Below are 13,876 nucleotides of genomic sequence, written 5' to 3'. Positions count from 1 at the left end.
AGAGGGCAATGATTTTAGAAAAGATTGCAGCAGATACGAAGCTGCGTGTGGAAAAAGCAAAAAGAAAGGTTCCATATTCGGAAATCTGCAGAAGGGCAATGGCGATGGATGCCAATACCGGCTTCCCATTTGAAAAGGCACTTGCAGAGCCGGGGATTCATTATATCTGTGAGGTGAAAAAAGCATCCCCGTCAAAAGGTGTGATCGCGCAGGATTTCCCGTATCTGGAGATTGCGAGGGAGTATGAAAAAGCAGGGGCAGCTGCGATTTCCTGTCTGACAGAGCCAAAATATTTTCAGGGGAAGGACACTTACCTGAAAGAGATTACGGAAAATGTATCGATCCCGGTGCTCAGGAAGGATTTTACCATTGATGAGTATATGATCTATGAGGCAAAGACGCTGGGGGCTTCGGTGGTGCTTCTGATCTGTGCACTTCTGGATACCGAGACACTGAAAAGATACATAAAAGTTGCGGACCGGCTTGGTCTTTCCGCACTGGTGGAAGTCCATGATGAAGAAGAAATGCAGACAGCGATTGAAGCAGGAGCAAGGGTAATCGGTGTAAATAACCGGAATCTGAAGGATTTTACCGTGGATATCGGTAACAGCATCCGGCTTCGCACTCTGGCACCGGAAAATGTACTTTTTGTAGCAGAAAGTGGGATAAAGACAGCGGAAGATATTGAAAAACTGCGCGAGGCGAAAGTGAACGGGGTACTGATCGGTGAGACACTGATGAGAAGTCCGGATAAGAAAGCGACGCTTGAAAAACTGAATGGTGGAAGCTTATAAATGGGAAAAACAAAAATTAAAATATGTGGTCTGAAAAGACCGGAGGACATCTGGATCGTGAATCGCCTGAAGCCGGATTTTGTCGGGTTTGTATTTGCGGAAAGCAAGAGAAAAATTGACAATAAACAGGCGGAAAAACTACGTGAAGCACTGGATCCGGATATTCCGGCAGTTGGAGTTTTTGTAAATGAACCGATCCAAAATGTCACAGAACTTTGCCGGGAAGGGATCATTCAGTTGGTGCAGCTTCACGGGAATGAGGATGACTGTTATATAGAAGAGATCAGGAAGAACCTGCCGGATACTCCGCTTATCAAGGCGGTGAGGGTGCAGTCAAAAGAGCAGATTCTGGAGGCAGAAAAGCTGGATGTGGATTATCTGCTTCTGGATACTTATGTAAAAGGGCAATATGGTGGCAGCGGAACCGGTTTTGACAAGGCACTGATCCCAAAGCTTACAAAGCCATATTTTCTTGCAGGTGGTCTGGATGCAGAAAATGTAAACGAAAATATTTCCAGATGCAATTCGTTTGCGGTGGATGTGAGTAGCGCAGTCGAAACGGATGGCGTAAAGGATGAAACAAAAATAGAGGAATTCATAGAAAGGGTACGAAATCATGAGTAAAGGAAGATATGGAGAATACGGCGGACAGTATGTGCCGGAGACGCTGATGAATGCAGTGCATGAGGTAGAAGAAGCATATGAGAAATATAAAAATGATCCGGAATTTAACCGGGAACTGGATGATCTGTTAAAGAACTATGCAGGGCGCCCGTCACTTTTATATGAGGCAAAGAAGATGACCAGAGATCTTGGCGGAGCAAAGATTTATCTGAAACGTGAAGATCTGAATCATACCGGTGCACATAAGATCAACAACGTTCTAGGTCAGGTGCTTCTTGCAAAGAAAATGGGGAAAACCCGTGTCATTGCAGAGACCGGAGCCGGACAGCACGGCGTGGCAACAGCGACAGCAGCAGCACTGATGGATATGGAATGTGAAATCTTTATGGGAAAAGAGGATACGGATCGTCAGGCACTGAATGTCTATCGTATGGAACTTCTTGGAGCGAAGGTGCATGCTGTTACAAGCGGAACCATGACGCTCAAGGATGCGGTCAACGAAACTATGAGGGAATGGGCAAACCGCATGGATGATACCCTTTATGTATTAGGTTCTGTTATGGGGCCACATCCATTTCCAATGATCGTCCGCGACTTCCAGAAGGTTATCGGAGAAGAGATCAAAGCTCAGATGCTGGAAAAAGAAGGTCGTCTTCCGGATGCTGTGATCGCCTGTGTCGGAGGCGGAAGTAATGCAATGGGAACTTTCTACGAATTCATTCCGGACAAGGAAGTACAGTTGATCGGATGTGAGGCAGCAGGACTTGGTGTGGATACTGAGAAAAATGCGGCAACGATCGCAAATGGTACAACTGGTATTTTCCATGGTATGAAATCTTTGTTCTGCCAGAACAAAGACGGACAGATCGCACCGGTTTATTCGATTTCCGCAGGACTGGATTATCCGGGAATCGGACCAGAGCATGCGATGCTTGCAGACGAAGGAAGAGCACAGTATGTACCGATCAACGATGAAGAAGCGGTTAATGCATTTGAATATCTGTCCAGAACCGAGGGAATCATCCCGGCAGTAGAAAGTGCACATGCGATTGCTTATGCGATGAAGCTGGCACCGACGATGGACAAGGACAAGATCATCGTTGTGACCGTATCCGGACGTGGAGACAAAGACGTAGCGGCAATTGCAAGATACAGAGGAGTGGAAATCTATGAATAAGATAAGCGAAGCATTTGAAAATAAAAAAGCATTTATCCCATTTATCACAGGAGGGGATCCGTCCCTGGATGTGACGAAAAAACTGATCCTTGCAATGCAGGAGGCAGGAGCAGACCTGATTGAGGTCGGGATCCCGTTTTCTGATCCGATCGCAGAAGGACCGGTGATCCAGGAGGCTGATGAACGGGCACTTTTAGCGGGCTGTACATTGGACAAATTATTTGATGCGATAAAGGAAGTAAAGGATGAGATCCATATTCCGATGGTATTTATGACTTATGTCAATCCAATTTTTACTTACGGAAAAGAGAAGTTTATGCAGCGATGTGTGGAATGTGGCATGGCAGGTGTGATCGTACCGGATGTTCCTTTTGAAGAAAAGGGAGAGCTTTCCGGTGTATGTAAGGAATATGGGATCGAACTGGTATCTCTGATCGCGCCGACCTCCCATGAAAGAATCAAAATGATTGCAAAAGAAGCGGAAGGATTTCTCTATTGCGTGTCTTCCCTTGGTGTTACCGGAGTCAGAAAGCAGATTACAACCAATATCGGTGAGATGATTGAGAAGGTAAGAGAAGTGACAGAGATTCCTTGCGCGGTAGGTTTTGGAATTGCCGAGCCGGAGCAGGCAAAGGAGATGGCATCCCTTTCCGATGGTGCGATCGTGGGATCGGCAATCGTGAAGATCGTCGCAAAGTATGGCGAGGATTGTGTGCCGTATGTGGCTGAGTATGTGAAGAAAATGAAAGTGGCTGTAGAAGAAGCCGGAAAATAAAGAGATATGGGAAATGGCTGTCCGGGTGGCAGCCATTTTGTGTGCATATGGAAAAATACTGATTTTGGCTTGGATGTATTACGAAAATTTATCTGAAGAGCAGGGAGAGCATAATATTTTCTACGTCATCTTGCGAAGTCTCAAAAAAGGATTTATACTAAAAATTAGCAGAAAATTATAAGAGGAAAGAAGGAAATAAAAGATGGAAAATTTCACATTTTATGCACCGACTTATTTTGCTTTTGGTAAGGATACAGAAAATGATACCGGAAAGTATGTAAAACGTTTTGGCGGCAGTCGTGTACTGCTCCATTATGGCGGAGGTTCTGTCATTCGTTCCGGACTTTTGGACCGTGTTAAAAAATCTCTGGACGGGGAAGGAATTTCTTATGTAGAATTAGGAGGCGTAAAGCCAAATCCGAGAAGTGGTCTTGTATATGAGGGAATTGACCTGTGCCGGAAAGAAAAAGTAGATTTTGTATTGGCAGTCGGAGGCGGAAGTACAATTGATTCCGCAAAGGCAATTGCGGCAGGTGCAGTATACGATGGAGATTTCTGGGATTATTATGAAGGAAAGCTTGTCGAGGAAGCACTTCCGATCGGAACAGTTATTACGATTTCAGCTGCAGGAAGTGAGGGATCACCGGACTCTGTTATTACAAAAGAAGAAGGAATGTTCAAAAGAGGGGCAACCGGAGAAGCATTCCGTCCGAAATTCACGATCATGAACCCGGCACTTACACAGACACTTCCGGCATATCAGACAGCTTGCGGAATTACGGATATTATGGCACATCTGTATGAGCGTTATCTGACCAATACCGAAGAAGTAGAAGTGACAGACCGTATGATCGAAGGGCTTCTTCTGACGATGATCCATGAAGGACCGAGAGTCATTGCAGACCCGGATAATTATCAGGCAAGAGCAAACATCATGTGGGCAGGTATGATGGCACACAATAATTCCTGCGGAGTAGGACGTACACAGGACTGGACAAGCCATAACATCGAGCACGAATTATCTGCATTGTATGACTGCGCGCACGGTGCAGGGCTTGCGGTTGTTATGCCGGCTGTATTTACTTATACACTGGAACACAATGTGATGCGTTTTGCACAGGCTGCAGTCCGTGTCTGGGGCTGTCAGATGGATTTTGCAGATCCAAAGAGAACGGCACTGGAAGGAATTGAGGCACTTCGAAACTTTTTAATTTCGATTGGGATGCCAAAGAATTTTGCAGAGCTTGGAGCCAAAGAAGAAGATATTGAAAAGCTGGCACATACCTGTTGTTATGGAGATGTAAATACTGGTACAGTGGAAGGATTTGCAACTCTTGATCAGAAAGATGTGGAAAATATTTATAAACTGATGGTATTTTAGAAAAGGAATATCGGAAAAAAGGAAATTTGGAAGAGGGAGTGTGTGACTTAAACTCAAGTCATACACTCCCTCTTTTTGAAACGTCTATTTTCCAACAGGCTATGCATTTTCATAAATCGGTTCGAAATCATCTGCGCCGTGTCCACAGAGCGGGCAGGTGAATTCTTCCGGAAGATTGCTTCCTTCGTATACATAATTGCAGATCTTACAGCGCCATCCGATAATCTTCTTATCCTCTTTTTTCTGTTCTGGTTTTGGCTTTACATGTGCCTGATAATCTGCGTAAGTCAGAGGCGGATTGTCACTTAAAAGTTTCGCATCGGTTACTTCAGCAATAAAAAGGGTATGTGTTCCAAGATCCTGTCTGGAAACTACTTTTGCGCTGAGAACAGAACATGTCTGCCATCCGAGGTAAGGAACTGCATTTTCATCTGCAGGTGCAGTGATATTTGCGAATTTATCAACATCTCTGCCGGACTGGAAACCGAAATGCCGGATCGTTTCAAAAGAGCAGGTCTGGTCAAGCAGGCTTAACGTAAAAATGCCGCTCTCTTTGATCAGATCACAGGTATAGTTGCTATTCAGCACAGAGATTGCAATCCGTACCGGATTATTCGCAACCTGGATGCAGGTGTTGGTAATACATCCGTTTACTACATTCCCAGAGCGTGTTGCAAGCATAAATACTCCATAAGATAAATTGTAAAGTGCTTTTTTATCCATATGACATTCCTCCTGACTTTTAAAACTCAATAATAAGAATCATTACTATAATTAAAATATACATGATAAAAGAAAAATTGTCAATTACAAAATCAAGATTTCCGGAAAATCAGAATCACAAAAAATGTGATGATTTCCGATCCTAAGAAAGAAAGCCAGATTCCATTCAGCCCCAGAATCTGTGAGAACAGAATCGCACAGAAAGCAATTGCGATAATGCCGCGCATAACAGAACCAAGGACGGCAGGACATGCTCTGTCGATTGCGGAAAAATAGGCAACCAGCACAATATTGATACCGGCGACTAAAAAGCCCAGGAAATAAAGCCTAAGACCAGTATGGGCGTAAGCAAGCAGCTGGAGATTATGTTCGCTGTTAAAGATACTGATAAAGGTATCCGTAAATCCGTAGATCAGTACAACGATCACAAGCTCGATCAGAAGTGCTGCAGCAAGAGACCAGTTGAGAAATTTACGGACTAGATCATGTTCACCCTTTCCGTAACTCTGGCTGATCAGCGGCTGTGCACCCTGGGCAAGTCCGTTTAGGATCGCCATTGCGACCAGTGAAATATTTGCAACTACGCCGTAGGCTGCGATCCCGATATTTCCCGCAATGCGCAGGATCAGCATGTTAAATATAATCGTAATGACAGCGGAAGAAATTTCAGCAAAAAATGCAGAAACACCAAGCTGGCAGCATCCGATGATCCGGCGAAGAGAGGGCTTGCGCCAGTGAAACTCTACATGGTTATTCTTTCCAAGATAATGTGTCGAACATACCAGCATCGTCACAACCGGTGAAAGAGCGGTTGCAAGTGCAGCCCCCAGAAATCCAAGATTCAAAGGGAACATGAAAATATAGTCAAATAAAATATTAAAGAAGCTTCCGGAAATGGAACCGATCATGGCGATAGAGGTCGCATGGTCATTCCTCGCAAATGCCGTGAAGGTATAGTTTGACATAAAAAACGGGGTAAAGAGCAGGACGATACGCATATAATTACGTCCAAGCCGGATGAGCCCGGCATCTGCCCCTAAAAGTGCAAGTGCTTTATGCGGAATGAAGATTCCGGTGAGCATAAAAGGAATGCTGCATATGAGACACCAGAAGATGGACTGGGTAAAATAGTAGTTCGAAGGTGAACCTTGGGCTGTGCTGATATTGTATCGTGTGGCGGAGCCGATTCCGATCATCGAACCGATTGCGAAGACCAGACCGAACACCGGCAGGATCAGATTCAGGGCAGCAAGTCCATCTGCACCGCATTTGTAAGAGATAAAAAAGGTATCTGCCAGAATGTAGACGGAGACACCGATCATTCCGGAAATACTCTGGGAAATGTATTTTAAAAATTTATGAAACATGTTTTTGAATTCCTCGTCTTTCTTAAAGTCAGATTAAATGAAATAACCATCTGTACCAGCCTGGTAATAAGCGGACTCTGATATCTCCATATAAGAATAGCATAAACATACTGGTTTGTCGAAAAAATAATCTTGCAATTATTGCGGTAACGTGCTATAGTAAGTTTTGTAAAACCAAATAATGCTTCAGGGCGGGGCGAAATTCCCCACCGGCGGTAAAGCCCGCGAGCCGTAAGGCATGAACTGGTGAGATTCCAGTGCCGACAGTAAAGTCTGGATGGAAGAAGTTGAATCGTTGCTGATAGAAGCGGTTTCTATCATATATGCAGGAATAAAAAGTAAAACGCTCTGGAATGGGAATCATTCCAGAGTTTTTATTTTCCGGAAAATAAAATGCCGAGGCCAGATTCGATGAGAAAATGGTATTTCCGAGAAGTATGACAGAGCGTACAGCGATATAACTGAGAAAGAAAGCCCTGACAGGTAAGAGAATCTGTCAGGGCTTTTCCTATATGCCAAAGCACATTTTTTGAAAAGAGACTTATCCGGCAACATACCTAAAATGTTTAGCAGAGTACATTTCCAGGGGGCTTTTCCGGGAGAGATGAGAAAGGAGAAAAAATGACAGATGAATTTTACATGCGCCGTGCAATTGAACTGGCAAAAAAAGGACGTGGATGGACAAATCCAAACCCGATGGTTGGTGCCGTGATCGTAAAGAATGGAAGCATTATCGGGGAAGGGTATCACGAAAAATGTGGTGAGCTTCATGCAGAACGGAACGCAATCGCATCCCTGACAGAAAGCGCCGAGGGAGCAACACTTTATGTGACGCTGGAGCCGTGCTGCCATTATGGGAAGACACCACCATGTACGGAAGCGATTCTGGAACAGAAGATTGCACGGGTTGTGATCGGATCGAGAGATCCGAATCCGAAAGTGTCCGGCAAAGGAGCAAAGATTTTACGCGAGGCAGGCGTCCGGGTGGAAGAGGATTTCCTGCGCGAAGAATGTGATGCGTTAAATCCGGTCTTTTTCCACTATATCACAACAGGGCTGCCCTATGTGGTGATGAAATACGCAATGACGGCAGACGGAAAGATTGCGACAAAAACAGGAGCATCAAAATGGATATCCGGTGAGGAAGCAAGAAGTCTGGTACATGAGATGCGCCATGACTATATGGCAATCATGGCAGGAATCGGAACGGTTCTGGCAGATGATCCGATGCTGAATGTGCGTCTGGAGGGAAAGAAAAGTCCGGTCAGAATTATCTGTGACAGTATGCTCAGGATCCCACTGGACAGTCAGATCTGCCAGACAGCAGGGAGATACCGGACGATTGTTGCATATGCCGGTGAAAAGGGGAATGCGATTTATTTAGAAGAGAAAAAACGCAGTCTGGAAAAGCTTGGAGTCGTGCTTCTCAGAGTTCCTTCGGAAAAAGGGGAGATCAATCTGCAGCTTCTGATGAGAAAGCTTGGAGAGCTGGGAATTGACAGTGTACTTATTGAAGGCGGTGGAACTTTAAATGAGGATGCCCTGCAATCCGGTATCGTAAATGAGGTGAAAGCTTTTATCGCACCGAAAATTTTTGGCGGAAGAGGCGGCAAGACTCCGGTGGAAGGCTTTGGAATTGAGAAAGTAGACGATGCCATCAAGTTACAGCTTATGAGAATCTCGCAGGTTGGAGAAGATATTCTGGCAGAGTATAAGGTTTTGGAGGAAATGTAAATGTTTACAGGAATTGTAGAAGAAACCGGATCTATCCGGTCACTCCGACTTTCTGGATCATCCGGGAAGATTGCGATCCGGGCAAAAAAAGTACTCGGTGGAACCAGGATCGGAGACAGTATTGCGGTAAATGGTGTCTGCCTGACGGTGGTTTCTCTGGAAAAGGATGGATTTACCGCAGATGTGATGGCGGAAACAGTGAGAAGAACCAATCTTGGTGATACGAAGATCGGTGAGAAAGTGAATTTGGAACGCGCGATGGCGGCAGATGGCAGATTCGGTGGACATATCGTTGCAGGACATATTGACGGGACCGGAATGATTGAAGAACTCAGAAAGGAAGAAAATGCGGTATGGGTAAAAATCCGGACAACGCCGGAGATTCTGGAACTGATCGTAGAAAAAGGTTCAATCTGTATTGACGGGATCAGTCTGACAGTGGCAGAAGTAAGTGAAAAAAGCTTTCAGGTATCAGTCATTCCTCATACTGGAGAGGAAACCACACTGCTGAAGAAAAAAGCTGGGGACAGGGTGAATCTGGAAAATGATATTGTAGGGAAGTATATTAAAAAGTTTCTTACACCATCGGAACCGGCTGGAAAATGTGGTGGATTTACCATGGAATTATTAGAGGAGTATGGAATTTGATGCGAAGAAATTCCGGGACCGGAATGGAGAGCATACAGAAGAACAGGATAAAAATGAGTTATAGATCGGACAGGAGGAAGTAACAAATGGAGAAACAGTATCAATACAATAGCGTAGAAGAGGCACTTGAAGAATTGCGCCAGGGAAGGATCGTTCTGGTAACGGATGATCCGGACCGGGAAAATGAAGGAGATATGATCTGCGCGGCGGAATTTGCAACTCAGGAGAATATCAATTTTATGGCATGCCATGCGAAAGGGCTGATCTGCACACCGATGAGTGCAGCGCTGGCCGGACGGCTTGGGCTTTCACAGATGGTCTCCGAAAATACAGATAACCATTCGACTGCATTTACGGTATCCGTTGACCATGTGGATACGACAACGGGAATTTCAGCAGCAGAGCGAGGATATACTATACGCAGCCTGACAGAAGAAGGAACGAAACCGCAGGACCTTCGAAGACCGGGGCATGTATTTCCGCTGGTGGCAAGGCATGGAGGTGTGTTGGTAAGAAATGGTCATACCGAGGCAACGGTTGATCTGATGCGTCTTGCCGGACTGAAAGAATGTGGAATCTGCTGTGAAATCATGGAAGAGGACGGAACGATGATGCGGACAGAGAATCTCTGGAAGCTGGCGAAGAAGTACGACCTGAAATTTATTACGATCAAAGATCTGCAGGATTACTGCAGGATCCATGAAAAACATGTCGTAAGGGAAGCATGTGCAAAGATGCCAACCCAGTATGGAGAATTTCAGATTTATGGGTATGTGAATGACATCACCGGTGAACATCATGTGGCATTGGTGAAAGGTGAGATTGGCGATGGGGAAGATGTTCTGTGCCGTGTACATTCCGAGTGCCTGACCGGCGATACTTTTGGATCTCTCCGCTGCGATTGTGGAAAGCAGCTGCAGTCGGCGATGCAGCAGATCGAGAGAGAAGGAAGAGGAGTTCTTCTGTATATGCGACAGGAGGGAAGGGGAATCGGTCTGATCAACAAGCTGAAAGCGTATGAACTTCAGGAACAGGGATACGATACCGTGGAAGCCAACATCCGTCTGGGATTTGCACCGGATCTTAGGGAATACTGGGTAGGGGCTCAGATTCTATCGGATCTGGGAGTAAAATCACTCCGGCTTCTTACAAATAATCCGGAGAAGGTATATGGACTTTCCGGTTTCGGGCTTGCAATCCATGAGAGAGTACCGATTGAAATAGCACCGCAGAAATTTGATGCATTTTATATGAAGACGAAGCAGGAAAAGATGGGACATATCTTTAAAGAAATCAAATTTCAGTAAAAAGAGAATAAACAGTATTTATCATAGAAGAAACACTTTAATTACAGGAGGAAAAAAACATGAGACAGATCAATGTATTAGAAGGAAAAGTAGTAGCACCAGAAGGAATGAAAGTAGGAATTGTTGCTTCAAGATTTAATGAGATTATTGTTAATAAACTACTTGGTGGTGCGGTAGACGGGCTGGTACGCCATGGCGTGGAGGATGAAAACATAACGGCAGCATGGGTACCGGGAGCATTTGAGATTCCGACAGCAGCTTCTAAAATGGCGGCATCCGGAAAGTATGATGCGGTGATCTGTGTGGGAGCAGTGATCCGTGGAGACACGACGCATTATGATTATGTCTGCAATGAGGTATCCAAAGGGATCGCACAGGTCGGACTTGCAACCGGAGTGCCGGTATTATTTGGTGTGATCACGACTGAAAATATCGAGCAGGCAATTTCAAGAGCCGGAAGTAAAGGCGGAAATAAGGGATATGACTGTGCACTTTCTGCAATCGAAATGGTAAATCTTCTGAGACAGATGTAATTTCCGGCTGACGGTTACAAAAAGAATCCCGTTTTCCGGAAGAAAAAGGGCAGATGCCGGGATTTACTGGACATTTATGCAGGAAAAAGGTATCATATCTGATAAGAGAAATCTGTAAAAGAAATAGTAAAGTTTCAATTCAGAGATAATGAAGGAGAAAATGAATTATGTATACAGCATCATCTGAGAGATATGATACCATGGTATATAACCGTTGTGGGAAAAGCGGGCTTTTGCTGCCGGCAGTTTCTTTAGGACTCTGGCACAATTTTGGAACCAATGCGGATCCGGAGAATATGAAGGCAATGTTGAGGACAGCATTTGATCTGGGAATCACCCATTTCGATCTTGCGAATAACTATGGACCGGAATACGGAAGTGCTGAGACGAATTTTGGGAAGATTTTAAAAGAAGACTTTGCACCATACAGGGACGAGATGATCATCAGTACCAAAGCAGGCTATGATATGTGGCCGGGACCTTACGGGAACTGGGGAAGCAGGAAGTATCTGCTCGCAAGCCTTGACCAGAGCCTGAAGAGAATGGGGCTGGATTATGTAGATATCTTCTATCATCACAGAATGGATCCGAATACCCCACTGGAAGAAACGATGGGTGCACTCGATTCCATCGTAAAGAGTGGGAAGGCACTTTATGTCGGAATTTCTAATTATGATGGTCCGACAATGGTACGTGCAGCGGAGATTCTGGAAGATCTGAAATGTCCGTTTGTCATTAACCAGAATCGGTATTCCATTTTTGACCGGACGATTGAACAGAACGGCTTGAAAAAGACGGCGAACCAGATGGGAAAAGGAATCATTGCATTTAGTCCGCTGGCACAGGGGCTTCTGACAGATAAATATCTGCACGGAATACCGTCAGACAGCCGGATTGCTGTGGATGGAAGGTTTCTACATGCCGATGCATTGACGAAAGAAAAGCTTGCGCAGATCGAGGCTCTGAACAAGATGGCAGGTGAGAGAGGACAGTCTCTTGCACAGATGGCACTGAGCTGGATCCTGAAAGATGAGGATGTGACCAGTGTGCTGATAGGAGCGTCCAGACCGGAGCAGATCATTCAGAATGTGGAGATTGTGCAGAATACGAAGTTCACCCGGGAAGAACTGAAAAAGATCGATCAGATCAGCAGGGGCGATCTGTAAGTGAAACCTGCGCGAAGAAATTATTTGCAAAGGACGCAAAGGAAATATTGAATAAATGATTGACAGGAAGCAGCCATTGTGTTATTATAGTCCATGGTTGCTTCAGCAATCAACAATTTCATATAGGGGATTGGTCAAATGGTATGACAGGAGTCTCCAAAACTCTTAGCGGCAGTTCGATTCTGTCATCCCCTGTAACTTGAAGGACTCAGTTTGAGTCCTTTTTTCGTATGTGATGAGCCGAAGGCAGAATGGTGATAGCGCAAGTCCAAATCAACTCTTCATTTCCAAAAACAAAATAATCATCCTGCTAGATATATATATTCGACATAGTCACTATACATAGTGCATAAAAATAAAAGAAAATAATTGTAAAAAGTGCCAAAAATTCAACTGTACAAAAGCACAAAATCCGTCAAAAAAGAATCTCGAATGCTACAAACTAAAAAAAGTGTCAAAAAATAGAAGTAAAAACAGCTAAAGAAAATAAAAGAAAAATAGATGAAGATAGTGAAAATAGATAAAAAAATTGGTTTTTTTACTGTACAATCTACAAAAGCTGAAAATATTGACAAAGAAAAAGTGTGAGCGTAATATAAGCATGACTTTTAGAGGACACTCTAAAAAGTACTCTAAAATAAGAATAAATAAAACGAAAGGGAGGGAGCGATACGGAACATTTAACAGAGACTCTGTTAGAAGAGCTGAACTGCGAGACAGTGTTTACGATCCCGATATTCGGCGGAATACCGGTAAAAGAGTCGGTCGTAGTTACCTGGATCATCATGGCGGTAATCGTAGGACTTTGTATCATATTTGTCCGAAGCTTGAGCGTCGAAAATCCGGGAAAGGTTCAGCTTTTATTGGAATCCGCAATAGGAAAAGGACTGGACTTCTTTGAAGACATCATGGGAAAAGAAAACAGGAAATATATTCCGTATCTGATTACAGTGCTTATCTATATTGGGATAGCCAATATCATTGGTCTGTTCGGATTTAAGTCACCGACAAAAGACCTCAATGTAACAGCAGCACTTGCAATCATGAGTATGTGCCTGATTGAATTTTCCGGAATCCGGAAGAATGGATTTAAGCACTGGGCGGCGCATTTTGCAAAGCCGGTACCATTCGTAGCACCAATTATGGTTCTGGAGATTGTGATCAGACCATTATCACTTTGCATGCGTTTGTTCGGTAATGTATTGGGAGCGTTTGTTATCATGGAGCTTTTAAAAGCAGTGGCTCCGGTTCTTATCCCGATACCATTTAGTTTTTACTTCGATATTTTCGATGGATTCCTGCAGGCATATGTATTCGTATTCCTGACAGCACTTTTCATGAATGAGGAGCAGGAATAATCCCGAAATGACAGAAGAAACACAAATCTATAAGAAAAAAGGAGATTAAGATTATGTTAGTAGCAATTGGAGCAGCAGTAGCAGTTTTAACAGGTTTAGGAGCAGGACTTGGAATCAGCCTTGCAACAGGTAAAGCAGTAGACGCGATCGCAAGACAGCCGGAAGCAGAAAGCAAGATCAGCAAGAACCTGATCCTTGGTTGTGCACTTGCAGAGGCAACCGCTATTTACGGTTTCATTATCGGACTTCTTATCATCTTAATGCTGAAATAAGAAAAGTAAAATGAAGA

Annotated in this window: 14 protein-coding genes, 1 tRNA gene and 1 riboswitch; of the genes, 13 read left to right on the top strand and 2 right to left on the bottom strand. The window is 44.3% G+C overall.

Annotated elements, in window-relative coordinates; all coding sequences use genetic code 11:
- Window positions 1-8: 8 nt before the first annotated feature.
- From trpC to PGY05_RS14055, 5 genes are all read left to right on the top strand, one after another.
- On the top strand, window positions 9-794 hold the full coding sequence (gene trpC / locus PGY05_RS14075; RefSeq protein WP_270476171.1) for an indole-3-glycerol phosphate synthase TrpC: 786 nt from the start codon (window positions 9-11) through the stop codon (window positions 792-794).
- On the top strand, window positions 795-1,418 hold the full coding sequence (locus PGY05_RS14070; protein WP_270223520.1) for a phosphoribosylanthranilate isomerase: 624 nt from the start codon (window positions 795-797) through the stop codon (window positions 1,416-1,418).
- On the top strand, window positions 1,411-2,595 hold the full coding sequence (trpB, locus tag PGY05_RS14065) for a tryptophan synthase subunit beta (RefSeq protein WP_270476169.1): 1,185 nt from the start codon (window positions 1,411-1,413) through the stop codon (window positions 2,593-2,595). Before PGY05_RS14070 ends, trpB begins: the two co-directional genes overlap by 8 nt.
- The gene (trpA, locus tag PGY05_RS14060; RefSeq protein ID WP_270476168.1) at window positions 2,588-3,370 is read left to right on the top strand and encodes a tryptophan synthase subunit alpha; all 783 of its coding nucleotides are present in this window, start codon (window positions 2,588-2,590) and stop codon (window positions 3,368-3,370) included. Before trpB ends, trpA begins: the two co-directional genes overlap by 8 nt.
- 202 nt (window positions 3,371-3,572) lie before the next feature.
- Window positions 3,573-4,751, top strand: coding sequence for an iron-containing alcohol dehydrogenase (locus PGY05_RS14055; protein WP_118198531.1), 1,179 nt, complete (start codon window positions 3,573-3,575; stop codon window positions 4,749-4,751).
- A gap of 99 nt (window positions 4,752-4,850) precedes the next feature.
- Here PGY05_RS14055 and PGY05_RS14050 read toward each other — a convergent pair whose 3' ends face one another.
- Window positions 4,851-5,474, bottom strand: coding sequence for a flavin reductase (locus tag PGY05_RS14050; protein ID WP_022220884.1), 624 nt, complete (start codon window positions 5,472-5,474; stop codon window positions 4,851-4,853).
- A gap of 92 nt (window positions 5,475-5,566) precedes the next feature.
- Window positions 5,567-6,841 carry an MATE family efflux transporter gene (locus tag PGY05_RS14045; RefSeq protein ID WP_270476165.1) on the bottom strand — a complete coding sequence of 425 codons (1,275 nt, stop codon included), beginning with the start codon at window positions 6,839-6,841 and terminating at the stop codon, window positions 5,567-5,569.
- A gap of 178 nt (window positions 6,842-7,019) precedes the next feature.
- Window positions 7,020-7,134: riboswitch (FMN riboswitch) on the top strand.
- A gap of 328 nt (window positions 7,135-7,462) precedes the next feature.
- On the opposite strand from PGY05_RS14045, the gene ribD reads away from it, so the two are divergent.
- From ribD to atpE, 8 genes are all read left to right on the top strand, one after another.
- Window positions 7,463-8,575 (top strand): bifunctional diaminohydroxyphosphoribosylaminopyrimidine deaminase/5-amino-6-(5-phosphoribosylamino)uracil reductase RibD, encoded by a 1,113-nt coding sequence (ribD, locus tag PGY05_RS14040; protein WP_022220886.1) that lies wholly within the window; start codon window positions 7,463-7,465, stop codon window positions 8,573-8,575.
- Window positions 8,576-9,223 (top strand): riboflavin synthase, encoded by a 648-nt coding sequence (gene ribE / locus PGY05_RS14035; protein ID WP_270476164.1) that lies wholly within the window; start codon window positions 8,576-8,578, stop codon window positions 9,221-9,223. It begins immediately after the preceding gene.
- Between the two features lie 86 nt (window positions 9,224-9,309).
- Window positions 9,310-10,530: a bifunctional 3,4-dihydroxy-2-butanone-4-phosphate synthase/GTP cyclohydrolase II gene (locus PGY05_RS14030; protein WP_270476163.1), complete on the top strand. Its 1,221-nt coding sequence runs from the start codon at window positions 9,310-9,312 to the stop codon at window positions 10,528-10,530.
- A 59-nt stretch (window positions 10,531-10,589) separates the two neighbouring features.
- The gene (gene ribH / locus PGY05_RS14025; RefSeq protein ID WP_008374369.1) at window positions 10,590-11,063 is read left to right on the top strand and encodes a 6,7-dimethyl-8-ribityllumazine synthase; all 474 of its coding nucleotides are present in this window, start codon (window positions 10,590-10,592) and stop codon (window positions 11,061-11,063) included.
- A 167-nt stretch (window positions 11,064-11,230) separates the two neighbouring features.
- Complete coding sequence (mgrA, locus tag PGY05_RS14020; RefSeq protein WP_055156444.1) at window positions 11,231-12,229, top strand: L-glyceraldehyde 3-phosphate reductase; 999 nt, start codon at window positions 11,231-11,233, stop codon at window positions 12,227-12,229.
- A 124-nt stretch (window positions 12,230-12,353) separates the two neighbouring features.
- Window positions 12,354-12,424 (top strand) — tRNA-Trp (locus tag PGY05_RS14015).
- 497 nt (window positions 12,425-12,921) lie between these two features.
- A complete protein-coding gene (locus PGY05_RS14010; RefSeq protein WP_081445281.1) occupies window positions 12,922-13,587 on the top strand; it encodes a F0F1 ATP synthase subunit A in 666 nt (221 codons plus the stop codon).
- Window positions 13,588-13,640: 53 nt separating this feature from the next.
- Window positions 13,641-13,859: an ATP synthase F0 subunit C gene (gene atpE / locus PGY05_RS14005; protein ID WP_008374373.1), complete on the top strand. Its 219-nt coding sequence runs from the start codon at window positions 13,641-13,643 to the stop codon at window positions 13,857-13,859.
- Window positions 13,860-13,876 lie beyond the last annotated feature (17 nt).

Source organism: Coprococcus sp. AF51-11b1 (assembly GCF_027682785.1).
GTDB classification, from domain to species: Bacteria; Bacillota; Clostridia; order Lachnospirales; family Lachnospiraceae; genus Allocoprococcus; species Allocoprococcus comes.
The sequence above is the reverse complement of the archived record's forward strand: the minus strand, read 5'-3'. Positions and strand labels throughout refer to the sequence as shown.